This is a genomic window from Microbacterium sp. (assembly GCF_035687345.1).
GTDB lineage: Bacteria > Actinomycetota > Actinomycetes > Actinomycetales > Microbacteriaceae > Microbacterium.
Map to the genome: position 1 here is coordinate 1 of NZ_DASRXZ010000120.1, position 14,934 is coordinate 14,934.

At 69.6% G+C, this 14,934-nt stretch carries 13 protein-coding genes; 8 read left to right on the forward strand and 5 right to left on the reverse strand.

The window, feature by feature from the left end:
• The 3 genes from VFF97_RS13225 to VFF97_RS13235 form a co-directional block, all read left to right on the forward strand.
• A partial coding sequence (locus VFF97_RS13225) for an AMP-binding protein (protein WP_325033960.1) occupies nt 1-1,231 on the forward strand: 1,231 nt, incomplete at its 5' end.
• On the forward strand, nt 1,228-2,106 hold the full coding sequence (locus VFF97_RS13230; protein ID WP_325033961.1) for an amidohydrolase family protein: 879 nt from the start codon (nt 1,228-1,230) through the stop codon (nt 2,104-2,106). The genes VFF97_RS13225 and VFF97_RS13230, both read left to right, overlap by 4 nt.
• Nucleotides 2,103-3,275: an acyl-CoA dehydrogenase family protein gene (locus tag VFF97_RS13235; RefSeq protein WP_325033962.1), complete on the forward strand. Its 1,173-nt coding sequence runs from the start codon at nt 2,103-2,105 to the stop codon at nt 3,273-3,275. Before VFF97_RS13230 ends, VFF97_RS13235 begins: the two co-directional genes overlap by 4 nt.
• A gap of 15 nt (nt 3,276-3,290) precedes the next feature.
• Here the strand turns inward: VFF97_RS13235 and VFF97_RS13240 are convergent, their stop codons facing one another.
• The 4 genes from VFF97_RS13240 to VFF97_RS13255 all read right to left on the reverse strand — a co-directional run bounded on the left by VFF97_RS13240 (nt 3,291) and on the right by VFF97_RS13255 (nt 8,921).
• Nucleotides 3,291-4,082, reverse strand: coding sequence for a DUF1932 domain-containing protein (locus tag VFF97_RS13240; protein ID WP_325033963.1), 792 nt, complete (start codon nt 4,080-4,082; stop codon nt 3,291-3,293).
• Between the two features lie 13 nt (nt 4,083-4,095).
• The gene (locus tag VFF97_RS13245; protein ID WP_325033964.1) at nt 4,096-4,968 is read right to left on the reverse strand and encodes an IclR family transcriptional regulator; all 873 of its coding nucleotides are present in this window, start codon (nt 4,966-4,968) and stop codon (nt 4,096-4,098) included.
• Between the two features lie 206 nt (nt 4,969-5,174).
• Nucleotides 5,175-7,382, reverse strand: coding sequence for a hypothetical protein (locus tag VFF97_RS13250; protein WP_325033965.1), 2,208 nt, complete (start codon nt 7,380-7,382; stop codon nt 5,175-5,177).
• 156 nt (nt 7,383-7,538) lie between these two features.
• Nucleotides 7,539-8,921, reverse strand: a complete 1,383-nt coding sequence (locus VFF97_RS13255; RefSeq protein WP_325033966.1) for an aminomethyl transferase family protein — start codon at nt 8,919-8,921, stop codon at nt 7,539-7,541.
• Nucleotides 8,922-9,210: 289 nt separating this feature from the next.
• Here VFF97_RS13255 and VFF97_RS13260 point away from each other — a divergent pair, with 289 nt between their 5' ends.
• The 5 genes from VFF97_RS13260 to VFF97_RS13280 are packed head-to-tail and all read left to right on the forward strand — an operon-like array spanning nt 9,211 to nt 13,912.
• On the forward strand, nt 9,211-9,993 hold the full coding sequence (locus VFF97_RS13260) for an ABC transporter ATP-binding protein (RefSeq protein ID WP_325033967.1): 783 nt from the start codon (nt 9,211-9,213) through the stop codon (nt 9,991-9,993).
• Nucleotides 9,980-10,690: an ABC transporter ATP-binding protein gene (locus VFF97_RS13265; RefSeq protein WP_325033968.1), complete on the forward strand. Its 711-nt coding sequence runs from the start codon at nt 9,980-9,982 to the stop codon at nt 10,688-10,690. The genes VFF97_RS13260 and VFF97_RS13265 overlap by 14 nt, the downstream gene beginning before the upstream one ends.
• Nucleotides 10,691-10,692: 2 nt before the next feature.
• Nucleotides 10,693-11,574, forward strand: a complete 882-nt coding sequence (locus VFF97_RS13270) for a branched-chain amino acid ABC transporter permease (RefSeq protein ID WP_325033969.1) — start codon at nt 10,693-10,695, stop codon at nt 11,572-11,574.
• The gene (locus VFF97_RS13275) at nt 11,574-12,644 is read left to right on the forward strand and encodes a branched-chain amino acid ABC transporter permease (RefSeq protein WP_325033970.1); all 1,071 of its coding nucleotides are present in this window, start codon (nt 11,574-11,576) and stop codon (nt 12,642-12,644) included. Before VFF97_RS13270 ends, VFF97_RS13275 begins: the two co-directional genes overlap by 1 nt.
• A gap of 2 nt (nt 12,645-12,646) precedes the next feature.
• Entirely contained in the window at nt 12,647-13,912 is a 1,266-nt protein-coding gene (locus VFF97_RS13280) for an ABC transporter substrate-binding protein (protein WP_325033971.1), read from the forward strand.
• Between the two features lie 139 nt (nt 13,913-14,051).
• On the opposite strand, the gene VFF97_RS13285 is transcribed toward VFF97_RS13280, so the two are convergent.
• Nucleotides 14,052-14,708, reverse strand: coding sequence for a GntR family transcriptional regulator (locus VFF97_RS13285; RefSeq protein ID WP_325033972.1), 657 nt, complete (start codon nt 14,706-14,708; stop codon nt 14,052-14,054).
• Between the last annotated feature and the right edge of the window lie 226 nt (nt 14,709-14,934).

Consider the following 14,934-nt stretch of genomic DNA (forward strand, 5'->3'; position numbering starts at 1 on the left):
CGTGCTCCTCATCTCCGTGACGGACGACGACACCGCTGAGGCGCCGGGCCTCGCGTGGAAGGACGCGGTCGCGGGCGACGCACCGCTGCCCGCCGCCGCGATCGACGGCACCGAGCTGTGGATCTACACGGGCGGCACCACGGGGCGGCCGAAGGCCGTGCGCTGGGACGAGCAGGACATGTTCGAGGTCCAGATGTTCGCCACCTACTCGCTCAGCGGACTCGAATGGCCGCACACCACGGGCGACGCGGTCGCGATCGCGAGCGACCCCGAGACGCCCCACATGGTGAACCTCCCGCTCGCGCCGTTCATGCACGGCACGGCCCTCACGACCTCGATGAACACGCTGACGCTCGGCGGCACGGTGCTCGTGACGTCGTCGGCGCGACTCGACGCCGAGGCCGCGCTGCGGTTCGCGAACGACGCGCGCGCGACGCGCATCATCGTCGCGGGCGACGCGGTCGCCGTCCCGCTCGTCGAGGCGGCCGAGCGCCTCGGGCTCGGGCTTCCGACGGTGGATTCGATCATGAGCTCGGGCATGCGCTTCAGCCCCGAGACCAAGCGCGGCCTGCACCGGCTCGGGAACCTCTCGATCTACGACCTGCTCGCCTCGACCGAGGGCGGCGGCTTCGCGGTCACCACCACGACGGGCGATCACGACCTCCCCGGCCGGCCGAAGCTGTTCCCGACCGCCGTCGTGCTCGACGAACAGCGCAACGAGATCCAGGACCGCCCCGGCGCCCTCGGGGTGCTCGCCCAGCGCGGCGCGCTCCCCCTCGGCTACTACGGCGACCAGGAGAAGACGGATGCCACCTTCCCGGTCATCGACGGCGTGCGCCACGTCATCCCCGGTGACTGGGTGCGCGTGGAGGACGACCGGCACATCGAGTTCCTCGGTCGCGGCAGCGGCGTGATCAACACCGGCGGTGAGAAGGTCTATCCCCTGGAGGTCGAGGAGGCGCTGCTGTCGCATCCGGCCGTCGCCGACGCCGTCGTGCTCGGCACACCCGACCCGCGCTTCGGCGAGGTCGTGACGGCGGTCGTCGAGCGGGCGGCGGATGTCTCTCCCGACGAGCTCATCCGCCACGTCGACGGCATGCTCGCCGGTTACAAGAAGCCGCGGCGCATCGTCTTCCGCGCATCGATGGACCGCTCGCCGACGGGCAAGGTCGACATCGGCAGGCTCCGCGACGAGATCCTCGCCGCGAACGTATCGGAAGGCACCGCATGACCCTCGACCGCATCCGCGCGATCGACACCCACGTCCACATCCAGGTCGACGACAGCGGTCATTTCGGCGCGTCGCAGGAGCAGCGCGACGCGATGGACCGCTACTTCGGCAGCAGCGAGCCGCCGCGCACGATCGACGAGACGGCCGAGTACTACCGCGTGCGCGAGCTCATGGCGGTCGTGTTCACGGTCGACGCGACGACGAACTCGGGCCACCGCCCGAACAGCATCGACGACATCGCGGCGGGTGCCGCACGCAACGCCGACACGCTCATCGCCTTCGGCTCGGTCGACCCCCTGCAGGGCGAGGCCGCGATCGAGGAGCTGCACCGCCAGGCGGGAGAGCTCGGCGTGAAGGGCTTCAAGTTCCACCCCACCGTGCAGGGGTTCGACCCGTCGGCGCCCGAGTTCATTCCGCTGTTCTCCGCGATCGAGCAGCTCGACCTGCCGATCGTCGTGCACACGGGGCAGACCGGTGTCGGCGCGGGGGTGCCCGGCGGTCTCGGGCTGCGGCTCGGGCTGTCGAACCCGATGCTGCTCGACGACGTGGCGGCGCGGCATCCGGGTCTTCGCATCATCCTCGCCCACCCCAGCGTGCCGTGGCAGGACGAGGCGATCTCGATCGCGACCCACAAGGCGAACGTGTGGATCGACCTGTCGGGCTGGTCGCCCAAGTACTTCAGCCCGGCGCTCGTGCGCGCGACGCGCACGTACTTGAAGCACAAGATGCTGTTCGGCTCGGACTTCCCCGCGATCACCCCCGATCGGTGGCTGCGGGACTTCGCCGGGCTCGAGCTGCCCGAGGACGTCCAGCGACTCGTGCTCAAGGAGAACGCCGTCAAGCTGCTCGGGCTCGATGCGGGGAGCGCGGCGTGACCGAGCTCGACTACCCGGGCGACGTGCTCGGCTTCGCAGACGACCTCACGGATGCCGAGCGCGCGAAGCTCTCCGCGCTGCGCGCGTACCTCGACGAGAACGTGCGGCCGGTGCTCGTCGAGCGGTGGGAGCGCGGCGAGTCGCTCGCCGACTTCCGCAAGCCGATCGCCGACCTGCACCTGCTCGACGACCCGTCGGTGCTTCAGGCCGACGGATCGCTGCGAGCCCTCTACCGCGGGTTCGTGACGCTCGAGCTGTGCCGCCTCGACCTCGCGATGTCGATCACGTACGGCGGGCAGGTGGGCATGTTCCGAACGCTCGTGCATGCGGGCGCCAGCCCCGAGCAGATCGCGGCGTGGGACCCCGGCATCCTCGATTTCAGCTTCACCGGATGCTTCGCCCTCAACGAGCCCGACCACGGATCGGACGTCGCCGGCGGCATGACCACGATGGCGCGGCGCGACGGCGACCGCTGGGTCCTCAACGGGGCGAAGCGCTGGATCGGCAACGCCACGATCTCGGACAACCTGTGCGTCATCGCGCGCGAGGAGGACGGCGACCGCATTCTCGCGTTCGTCGTCCCGGCCGACTCGCCCGGGGTGACGCGCACCGTCATCCCGCACAAGGCCGCCGCGCGCATGGTGCACAACGCCGACATCGTGCTCGACGACGTCGTCGTTCCCGAGGAGCGGCGCCTGCCGCGCATCGAGGGCTTCGCCGACATCAACCGCGCCTTCCGCAAACTGCGCGCCGACATCGCGTGGAGCTCTGCGGGCATGCAGCTGGGCGCATACAAGGCGGCGATCGATTACGCGCAGGAGCGCGTGCAGTTCGGGCGGCCGATCGCCGGGTTCCAGCTCATCCAGCAGAAGCTCGTGCAGATGGCGGCGAACATCGCGCAGACGCTCGCCCTCGCGGTGCGGACGGCGGAGCATCCGATCGCCGACGACGTCTCCCCCAGCCTCGTCAAGCTCATCGCGGCCGACCGGCTGCGCGAGACCGTCGCGCTCGCGCGCGAGACGATGGGCGGCAACGGGATCCTGCTCGACAACGACGCGGTGCGCTTCTTCGCGGATGCGGAGGCGATGTACACGTTCGAGGGCACGCGGGAGGTCAACACGCTCATCGTCGGGCGTGCGCTCACGGGCCGGAGCGCCTTCACGCGCTGACCGCCGTCTGGAGGCTCAGCCGTCGGCCGAGTCGGCGTCGCGCTCGGCGACGATGCGCTCGAACCACGCGAGCGTCGCGCGGGTCATGTCGTCGGCGGCCCCGAGTCTCTCGAGCTCCTCGAGCGCGTCGCGCACCTCGATCTCGCGCCGCACCGCGTGGCGGTACGTGCCGTCGATGAGGCGCTCCACCAGATCGCGCCCGCCCGGGCCGAGCTCGTGCGCGAGCTGCTCGCGCATCCATTCCTCGGCTCCCGCGGCGCGGGCGGCGCCGACGCTCTCGAGGATCAGCGTGGCCAGCCCCTTCATGAAGACCGTCCGCAGCAGCTTGAGCCTGGCCGCCTCCCCCGCCTCACCCGCGACGACCTCGACCGGCACGCCGAGGGGCGTCACATGCTCCGCGAAACGCTGCGCGCCGTCGCCGCTCGCGACGAGCCTCGTGCGATGGCCGGCGCGCGGCACGGGCGCGAGCACCGCGACATCCGCCATCGGAACGCGCCGCTCGCGGGCTTCGGCCGCGATGCGGCGCTTCACGTCCGGGGCGGCGGTGTTGAGGTCGGCGAACACGGTCTCGCCGCGGGCCGCGGCGAGCGCGTCGCGCGCGGCCTCCTCGGCTGCCGGCGCGCCGACGAGGCTCAGCACGACGTCGGCGCCGTCGACGGCCTCGGCCACGGATGCGGCCTGCGGCACCCCCGCGCCCGAGATGTCGATCGACGGGTCGTAGCCGCGGACCACGGCCCCCGCGGCGCGCAGCCCCGTCGCATAGAGTCGTCCGGCCTCGCCGAGGCCCAGGATCGCGATCGTCGTCATGCCGAAGCTCACCCTAGCCGCCGCGCGGGGCGCCGGATGCGTCGAGGCCGTGCTCGAGCACGTACTCGAGCGAGCGCGGCGACGTGCTGACGAGAGGACGGATGCGGCCCGCCGTCGGACCCGCGTCGGGGAGGTACGCCTGCTCCAGGTCGCGCGTGATGCCCGCCGCCGCGGTCGTGAGCACCTCCACGATCGGCTGGATCGGCGCGTCGTCGTTCGCGACGACGACGCCCATCGCCGCGTAGACGACTCCGTGGGGCCCCATGACCGGCACCGCGATGCCGCGCGACTCCTCGTAGATGTGCCCCGAAGTGACGGCGAAGCCGTCGGCGCGCACGTGGCGCAGCTTCTCGCGCAGCTCCTTGCCGTCGCGGATCGTGTGCGCCGTGTGCCGCGGCCACCCGGCGGCGACGACCTCGTCGATGAGCGCGGGGTCCGCGTGCGCGAGCAGCACGAGGCCGCTGCTGGAGACGGGCAGCGGGATGCGCCCGCCGATGAGCGTCGCGTTGACGACGGCGTCGCGCGTCGACATCCGCTCGATGAACAGTACGTCCCGCCCGCTCAGGACGCCCAGCTGCGTGTGCTGGCGCACACGCGAGTGCACCGCGCCCAGCCACGGGCGGGCGAGCTCGCGCAGTCCGAGCGCGCCGGGCGTGCGGGAGGCGTACTCCCACAGCCGCACGCCGAGGCGATACGTGCGGTCGGGCGACCGCTCCAGCAGACCCTCGCGCTCGAGCTCGCGCACGAGGCGGTGCGCGGTCGAGATCGCGAGGCCCGCGGCATCCGCGATCTCGGTCAGGGTGCGGAACGGATGCAGCGCGTCGAACGCGTCGAGCACGCGCAGGTGCTTGTGCAGCACCGACTCGCCCGCCGAACCTCGCGCCATCCCGACCTCCCGGCGCGATCGTACCCCGGGTTCCGATGAACGGAACCCGGGGCGACCGATGTGCGGGACGACCCTTTTTACCGGAGAACGGGGATCCGGGCAGAGAGCGGGGGTCCGGGCAGGAGAACGGGGGCGCGGTGTGCCGCGCCCGCCGCACGTGGGCGGGGAGCCGACCGAAGCCGACTCCCCGCCGCATCCGTGTCGACTCAGCTCGCGTCAGCGAGCGCCTGGATCGCCTTCACGACGTTGGCGTCGCTCGGCAGACCCGACTTGCGGATCGCGTTGTCGAGCTGCGCCTTCACCGCGTTCGACGACGCCTTGCCCGCGAGCTTCTCGGCCTGGGCGACGTGCTTCAGCACTTCGCTCAGAGCCTGGCCCGTCAGGTCGCCGTCCCGCTCCGCGATGTCGATGTGACGGCGGACCACCTCGTAGCTCGGGCCCGGCAGCACGTCGAACAGCGTCACCGCGATGGCGCGGTTCTCGGCCTGGCGTGCCGCGGTGTCGGGGTTCGTGCTGGCCTCGACGCCGAACAGGTGCCAGTTCGTCGGGTCCATCGCCCACGAGACCTGGTTGAGGTGCGTGTACGGCGCGTCCGACGTGCCGAAGAGAAGGCCCTCACCGCCGGCGAACGCGCCGCCCTTGCCGAGGCCCGCGGGCAGACCCTGAGCGGTCGAGATGGGCGTGCCCTTCGTCCACTGCGAGACCCAGTACAGGTACTCCGTGAGGGCGTCCCAGCCCGAGTCCGGGATGGTGACCTCGAAGGCGCCCTGCGTGCCCGTCACCGTGAACCAGTCGAGCGGGAGGCCCGCCCAGTTCGCGGCGCGGTTCGAGTCCTGCTGACGCAGGAACACGTCGAGCGCAGCCTTCGCCTCGGCCGGCGTCGTGACCGTCGACACGTCGACGAGCGTCGGGCGGTAGGACTTGTTCTCGTTGAGCGTCAGTTCGAGCGAGGTCTCCATCATGTCGAGCAGCGTGCGCTTGACCGACTCCGGCGTGAGACCGAGCTCGTAGGTGTAGTCATCGCCCTTCTGCGCGAGGACCGCGGCGCTCAGGTACTGCCACTCGGCGAGCGCGGCCGGATTGTTGCGACCGCTCGTGATGCCCGCCTCGTTCGCGTACACGCCGTCGCGGATCTTCTGGCGCGTCTCGTTGTACATCCACTCCGCCAGGTGGTCGGCGCGGAACGAGTCGATGATCGGGGCGCTCGAGAACGTCGCGAACACGTCGTCGCCGACCGCCGGGTCATCCGCGTAGCCGCCGCCGTTCTGAGACAGGCCCAAGGCGCCGATCTCGGCGAGCGACTCGAAGTAGTCCGAGCTGTTGCCGCTCGCGGCCACCGCGGTCGTGAGGCCGCCGCCGCCGCTCATGCCGTGGATGATGACCCGCTCCGGGTCACCCGGCAGGCCGCCGTAGACCTGGTTGTACTTGAGGAACCGGATCGCGGCCTTCGTGTCGGTCATCGTCGCCGGGGAGTGACCCTGGTACTCGCCGTTCACGGGGGCGTCGTTCATGCTCCGCGCACCGTACGACACGAGGATCATGCCGCGGTCGAGGATCTCGCCGAGCACGGCGGGGTTGTTGTTCCCGCCGCCCATGACGGTGTTGAACGCGAGGTTGCCCGTGTTGTACGAGCCGCCGTCCACGATCGTCGCGACGAAGTTGTTCGACGTCCAGCCGCCGTTGTTCGTGCGGAAGAACGTCGGGCTGTCGTCACGCACGTTCTCCGGCACGTAGATGCTGATCTTCTGCTTCGGGCTGTTCGGCGTCTCCGCGTACCAGCCCCAGTAGTGCGTCACGCCGAACGGCTGCCCGTCGAGCGTGACGGTGATCTCGCGCATGCCCGTGTCGGACGACGACGAGACGCTCCCGTTCGCCGACTCGACGAACGTGCCGCCTTCGTAGGTCGTGACGTCCCACCACCCGGTGGCCGGCTGCACGTCGGCGGGGTCGGAGGGTCCCGCCTCGGCGAGGATGCCGTCCATCCACTCGTACGCCTCGGCGGTGCTCACGTTCTCCGAGTGAGGCAGGTTCATCACGAGCGTGAAGTTGAAGTCGTCGATCTTGCCCGCGGCCTTGAGCCTCTCGAGGTTCGCGTACAGGATCGCCTCGGGCGCGAGGGTGACGCCGTCGTCGGGCACCCCGTTGCGCACGTACCAGTAGTCCGCGGGGTCGGCCCCCGTGGTGTCGGTGCCCCGCGCCACGTCGGCGAGGTACACGTTCGGAGTAGCCATCTTGCCCTGCTGCTGCAGCTCCGCGAACGTGTCGGATGCGGCGTACTCGTACCACGCGTCCAGCACGTGCGACTTCAGGAACACGTTCTCCTCGGGTTCCGTCGCAGCGTTCGCGGTCGTTGCCGTCGAGGCGACCAGGGCCGCCGTCGCGACGGCCGCGGCCGCATATCTCATCTTTCGCATGGATGCTCCTCATCGAGTCATGTCGACGACCTGGGGATGGTCGCCATCCATGCCGCCAGACCGTAGAGGGATCGATCGGGGCGTGTGAGCGGCGTTCCCACCGATCGGGAGAGGCCCGGGGCGCGGCTCCCACACCCCGGGCCGTCGGCGACGGGCTCAGGCCGTCGCGTACTCGTTCGCGCGGTATACCGTCCGGGCGAACTCGTGGTACGGAGCGGGCGCGACCGTCGCGCGGATCCGAACCTGCCGGTGGTTCGCGTCGACCGCGGCCTTGTGCGAGATCGGGTCCTCGCCCCACACGACCTCGACCTCGGCGCCGTCGGGGATGTCGACGTCGAGGGTCGCGAGCGACATGTACAGCTGGTCGTATGCGACGTACCCGGCATCCGTCGAGATGCCCACGCGCGCACCGTCCTTCACGACCTCATCCATCTGGTACAGCCCGTAGCGCGCCTTCGGGAAGTCGAGGAACTTCGCGGGTGTGCCCGGCTCGAGCTGGGAGCGGACGACGGACGCCACGTCCTCCGCGTTCCACAGCAGGGTGACCTTGCGGCGGCGCTGGTTCTCGGCGTGCTTCTCGAGCGCCTCTCGACCGTGGAAGTCGTGGTCGAAGCGCACCGACTTGCCCAGGCCCAGGTCGTACGGGGTCATGTAGTAGTCGTGGATGTCGGTCGAGTACAGCGATCCGCCGATCGATCCGGCGCGCGCCGCGGGCAGCCACTCGCGGTACTCGGCGAAGTCGTCGTCGAAGATCGCGGGGAACGGCGTCGGCACCCAGCCCGCCTCGAGCGGGGTCGCCGAGTACGCCTTCGCGCCGACGCGGCGGATGCCGTGCTCCGCGCCGGCTTCCATGATCGCCTCGAGCACGACCTCGTTGTCCTCCCACGGGCCGTAGAACTCGAACCCGGGCTGGCCCGCCATGCCGTGGCGGAGCGCCTTGACGGGGCGGCCCGCGATCTCGACGTCGCCGATGTGGAAGAACTTGATGTCGGGTGCAGGACCGCCGAAGACCTTCTCCATGACGTCGTTCGCGCGCGGGCCCTGCAGCTCGTAACGGTAGAAGGTGGGCGGACCCTGCCGCATGTGCGAGTTCGCCTCGAGCCGGTGGTGCACGTCCTTGCCCGCGGCCTCCGCTTTCTCGGCGTTGAACCGCACCCAGTCGATGAGCAGGTGATGACCGATGAGCACGAGGCCCTCGGGACCCTCGGAGTTGTAGAACAGGATCCCGTCGCCGATGAGGTATCCGTCCTTGTTGACCGAGATGAGCTGCTTCGCGACGCCCGGGCGGAACGTCGCGAAGGTGTTCGGCGAGATGCTCGAGAGCATCGGGATGAGGTCCGCGCCGTGCAGGAACAGCTGCGTCATGTGGTGCGACTGGTCCATGAGGGCGACCGTCGTGTTCCACGCGCGCTGCTCGTCGCGCCAGTTCGTGAACTCGGGCGCGACCGGGAACGTGAACGCGGGCCAGTCCTGGTTCCGCAGCAGCTCCACGGGGCTGCCGACGCGGGCGATCGCCTGAGCGAGTGACTCGGTAGTCATCGTCGACCTTCCTTTCGATGTCGCCAGCAGGTTAGGCACGCACCACGCGCATCGAGGCGCCGATTTCCGTTGAACAGAACCGGATGCCGCATCCGTCGCCACCCGCGCAACGATCGTTCTCGATCACGATTGAGTGACAGTCGCCCGAAGTCGATCCAAAATCGTTGACAATCTTGGGCGAGGAACGTACTTTTCGAGATGTCGCGGGGAGCACATCGACGTGCCATGAGACCCTGGTGTCTCGATTCCTCGCATCGGCACAACGGAGCGACGAGTAGGAAGGCAGGCGATGGCCGCACGTCTGACCCTGCGCGATGTCAATCTGCACTTCGGCGGAGTCAAAGTGCTGGAAGACGTCGGCTTCGAGGTCGAGCCCGGGCAGGTGTTCGGGCTCGTCGGTCCCAACGGCGCCGGCAAGACCTCGCTTTTCAACTGCATCAGCGGGCATTACCGTCCGAGCTCGGGCTCGATCAAGATCGACGACACCGAAGTGCTCGGCTCGCGGCCGGCGGCTCTCGCCCGCCACGGTCTGGCGCGCACGTTCCAGCACCCCGCGCTCCAGCTCCGCGAGACCGTGCTCGAGAACGTCATGCTCGGCGCTCACACGCGCCTGCCCGGGGGTCCGGTCGAGTGGTCGCTGCGGCTGCCGCGCATGACCCGCTCCGAGAAGGAGCTGCGCGCCGAGGCGATGGAGCTGCTCGAGCGACACGGCCTCGCGTGGGCCGCGCATCTCCACGCCGACGAGCTGTCGCACGGACTGCACAAGGGCATCGAGCTGTGCCGAGCGCTGCTCATGCGCCCGAAGCTCCTCCTGCTCGACGAGCCCGCCGCGGGCCTTCCGCACTCCGAGGTCGAGCAGCTCATCGAGACGGTCAAGCGCCTGCGCGCCGAGGACGACGTGACGATCGTCATCGTCGAGCACCACATGGGCCTCATCGCCGCCCTCACCGACCGCGTGGTCGTCCTCGACCACGGCCGAAAGCTCATGGAGGGCACAGCCTCAGAGGCGCAGTCCGACCCGCGCGTGATCGAGGCCTACATCGGGAAGGACGCGGCCGATGACGCTGCTTGAGCTCAAGGGGGTCACCGCGTCGTACGGCCCCGTCCAGGTGCTCGAGGGCATCTCGCTGACGGTGCCCGACGGCGGCGCGGTCGGCATCCTCGGCGCGAACGGGGCGGGCAAGACGACCACGCTGCGGGCCATCAGCGGCATGGTGCGCACGGGCGGCACGATCACGTTCGAGGGCCGCAGCATCCGCGGGTACTCCCCCGAGCGCGTCGCTGCGCTCGGCATCGCGCACGTCCCCGAGGGCCGCGGAACGCTGGGCGGCCTGACGGTGCGCGAGAACCTCCGCGTCGGCGCGTACATGCGCAAAGACCGCAAGCAGGTCGCCGCCGATATGGACTACTGTCTCGAGATCTTCCCGCAGCTGAAGGACCGCATCCGCTCGGCGGGCGCGGCGCTGTCGGGCGGCGAGCAGCAGATGCTCGCGATCGCGCGGGCGTTCATGGCGAAGCCGCGGCTCCTCCTCCTCGACGAAGCGTCGCTCGGACTCGCGCCCAGCACCGCCAAGACGGTGTACGAGGCCATCCGCCGCCTTCGCGTCGAATCCGGGATCGCGATGCTCGTCGTCGAGCAGAACGCGAACCTCGCCTTCACCCTCGTCGACTCGGCGACCGTCCTCGAGACCGGTCGCAACGTGCTGACGGGGACCACCGCCGAGCTCAAGGGCATGGACGAGATCCGTCGTGCCTACCTGGGAGGCTGACGTTGGGGACCTTCATCCAGCTCGTCGTCGACGGCTTGTCGACCGGCTCGATCTACGCGGCTCTCGCGCTCGCGATCGTGCTCGTCAACCAGTCGACGGGACTCATCAACTTCGCGCAGGGCGGCCTTGCAGTGCTGTCGGCGTACATCGCGTACGTGTTCGTGCAGTGGAACGTGCCGCTGATCCTCGCGATCCTCATCTCGGTCGGGATCTCGTTCGTGATCGGCGGCATCATCGAGCGCCTTCTGATCCGTCGCTTCGAGGGCGGCGACCCCGACACGGCGGTCGTCGTGACGATCGGCCTGCTGACGCTCGTGACCGGCATCTGCGCGTTCATCTGGGGTTACAACAACCGGCAGTTCCCGTCGCTGTTCCCCCTCGGTGGCATCAACATCCTCGGGGCGACCGTGAGCCTGCGCTCGCTCGGCACGTTCCTCTCGATCGTGGTGATCATGCTGCTGCTGCAGGCGCTGTTCCTCGGCACCAAGCTCGGCCTCGCGCTGCGGGCGGTCTCGATCAACCCGCGCTCGTCGGCCCTGTCGGGCCTCCCGGTCGGCCGGCTCCTCATGGTCGGATGGGGCCTGGCGGCCGCGCTCGGCGCCGTAGCCGGTTCGCTCGTGGCCCCGCAGCTGACGCTCACCCCCGGGATGATGGACACCGCACTCGTGTACGCGCTCGCAGCGGTCATCATCGGCGGCTTGAACAGCCCGATCGGCGTCGTCGTGGCCGCGTGGGCCATCGGCGTCCTCGAGAACCTCGCCGCGGTCTACGTGCCGTTCATCGGCTACGACCTGAAGATCGCGGTTCCCTTCATCCTCATCTTCGTGATCCTGATCCTGCGACCGCAGGGTCTGTTCGGACGGAAAGTCGTGGTGCGAGTCTGATGGCCGCTGTGTCCGACCTCCTGCGCAACCGCTGGGTTCGCCTCGGCATCCTGCTCGTCGTGGCGGTGCTCCTGTTGATCGCGCCACTCGTGCTGCCGGTGTTCTGGAACCAGACGCTCACGCGCGTCGGCGTCTACGCCGTCGCCGTGCTGGGTCTGAACATCATCATGGGCTACACCGGCCAGGTGTCGCTGGGTCAGATCTTCTTCGTCGGGCTGGGCGCCTACGTCACGGCGTGGGGCGTCAACAACGACTGGAACATCGTCCTCGTCTTCATCGCCGCGTTCGTCGTCGCGGGCATCGCCGGCCTCCTCGTGGCGCTCGCCGCCGCACGGCTCGGCGGGCTCGCCATCGCGATGGTCACGATCGCGCTGCCGATCGTGGGCGTGCCCCTCGCGAAGCGGCTCGTCGATTTCACGGGCGGCTCGCAGGGGACGTCCGCTCGCTTCTCGGGCGCGCCCGACTGGACGGGCCTCGACAACGACCAGTGGCAGTTCTACATCGTCATGGTCATCGCCGTCATCGCGTTCGTGCTCGCCCGCAACCTCGTGCGCGGCAAGTTCGGCCGCGCGATGGCGATCGTGAAGGAGAACGAGGCCGTCGCGACGTCGATGGGCATCTCGCCGTACCGCTACAAGGTGCTCGCATTCACGATCGCCTCGATCTTCGGCGGAGTCGCGGGCTTCCTCTACATGGTCGCGGTGCAGTACACGTCGCCCGAGACGCTCCACTTCGGGCACTCGATCAGCCTCGTCGCCGCCATGGTCATCGGCGGTGCGGCGAGCATCGTCGGGTCGCTCCTCGGCGGCTTCTACTACGTGCTCGTGCCGCAGATGACGAACGCCATCGACCCGAACCTCACCGCGATCATCCAGGGCATCATCCTGCTCGCGGTGCTGTTCGTGCTGCCCGGCGGCCTGGTGAGCCTGCCTCGCGTGTTCCGCCGGTTCCGCCGGCACCGCGAGGGCACGTTCACCGGCGCGATCCCCAAGACCACTCCGCCGTCCGCTCCCCCCGTGGAAGCGGCGACGGAGGGACCCGAGAAGACAGAGAGGCAAGGTCAGGCATGAACATGCGCAAGACTCAGAAAGGCGTCGTCGGCATCGTCGCGATGGCGTCGGTCGTCGCGCTGGCCCTCACCGGCTGCGCACGCGGCGGCGACGGCGGCGGTGACGGTGACGGGGGCGGCGAAGCCGCCGCGAGCCCCGGCATCACCGACACGTCGCTGACGTTCGGCATCACGAGCCCGCTCACGGGCCCGACCGCCGGACCCGGCAACTGCACCGTCGACGGTGCGCTCGCCTACTTCGGCGTCAAGAACGCCGACGGGGGCATCGAGTTCGGCGACGGCAAGACGCGCACCATCGAGATCAAGTCGTACGACGACACGTACGACCCGCAGAAGGCTCTCGCGAACTTCCAGCAGATGGTCGCCGACGACGTCTTCGCCGCCGGCATCGGCCTCGGCACGCCGACCAACCGCGCGTGGCGCGAGGCGGCGATCGACGAGGAGTTCCCGCAGGTTCTCGTGATGTCGGGTGACCCGATCTTCAGCGACCGCGAGGAGAGCCCGTGGCAGCTCGGCTTCGTGCCGATCTACCAGCAGGAGGGCGAGGCGTTCGGCAAGCTGCTCGCGTCGTCGTCCGACGAGCACAAGGTCGCGATCCTCTACCAGAACGACGACTACGGCGAGGGCTACGTCGAGGGCTTCAAGTCGGCCATCGAGGGCGCCGACAACATCGAGGTCGTCGAGGAGCTGACCTACGAGGCGACCGACACGAGCGTCGACGCGCAGATCACCGAGCTCGCCGCGAGCGGCGCCGACGTGTTCTTCAACGCGATGTCGATCACGCCGCTCGTGATCTCGGCGCTGCAGAAGGCGCAGCAGATCGGCTGGCTGCCCAGCTGGTTCCTGCCGTCGAACACCTCGAGCCCGTCGGCGATCCTCGAGCCCGGTGGCGGCTCGGCGTTCCCGGGCATCTACACCGTCGCCTTCTCGGGCGCCGCGGCGAGCCCGGCGTTCCAGGAGAGCGAAGAGGGCCAGGCGTTCATGGAGGCGCTCGGCGAGTACACGAACCAGGACGGCGTCCCGGCCTTCCCGCACTGCGTGTGGAGCTGGATCGCGGCCTCGGTGCTCGAGCAGGCCTTCATGAAGATGGAGGAGCCGACGCGTGAGGCGTTCATGGAGGCGCTCCTGAGCATCGACGGCTTCGACGCGCCGTTCATGCTGGAGGGCTCGACCATCAACACGACGGTCGACGGCCTGCCCGCCGTCGCCGACGTGCAGGTGCAGAAGTACAACGGCCGCGGCTACGAGACGGCGCAGAGCTTCGAATGATGCTCTGAGTCGAGTCGCGACTCGGGCGGGGCGGTCCTTCGGGGCCGCCCCGCTCTCGTTCGACCGGGGAGGGAGAAGCGGGTCGGTCCCTGAGCGGGCGCGAAGCGCCGTGTCGAAGGGCGCTCAGCGAGCGGGTGCGTCAGTCGAGGCCGCGCAGCACCTCGACGATGCCCTCGAGGTGCACGCGGGTCGCGCGCTCCGCGGCATCCGGATCGCGCGCCAGGATCGCGTCGATGATCGCGATGTGCTCGGGCGCCGACTGCGTGGCGCGTCCCGGGAGGAACGCGAGCCGGAACTGGTGGCGGGCCGACTGCGCGCGCAGCCTCTCCAGCAGCTGGGTGGCCGTCTCGTGGCCGCTGTCTTCACGGATGAGGCGGTCCATCTCCTGGTTGAGGCGCGCGTACTCGACGAGGTTGCCGCTCGCGACCGCATCCGTGATCCCCGCCCGGATCGTGCGCAGCGTCTCGGCGCCCTCGTCGGTGAGGTTCTCGGCCGCTTTGCGCGCGCACAGCACCTCGAGCCCGACGCGCACCTCGACGATCTCGATCGCCTCCTTCACGCTGATCGCGCGTACGCGAGCGCCGCGGTTCGGCAGGCGCTCGACCAGCCCCTCGCTGGTGAGGTTGAGCAGTGCGAGACGGACCGACGCTCGGGAGGCGTCGTAGCGCTCGCTGATGTCGGCTTCGATGAGGCGCTGGTTGGGTGCGAACTCGCCGCCGAGGATCGCGTCGCGCAGCTGCTGAGTCAGGTCAGCGCGCGCCGGGCTCTCCCTCGACTCCACCGCCAGATCGGTCATCCGCCGTTCCTCTCTCGCTGCGTCCGCCCTGACGCCGGCCTCGACGCCTCCGGGCATCTCGACACGGCGGCGTCTTCGCCCCCGAGTCCTCGGTTTGCTGATTCGAGGGTAACGCGCACTCGGTATTGCATACGAGATTCGTGAGAATTTTGTCGCCGATCTTGCCACCCGCGTCGCGAAGGGGCACGCTGGAAGCGCCCGCGGGTTTGATTCGCGTGCATCGAAT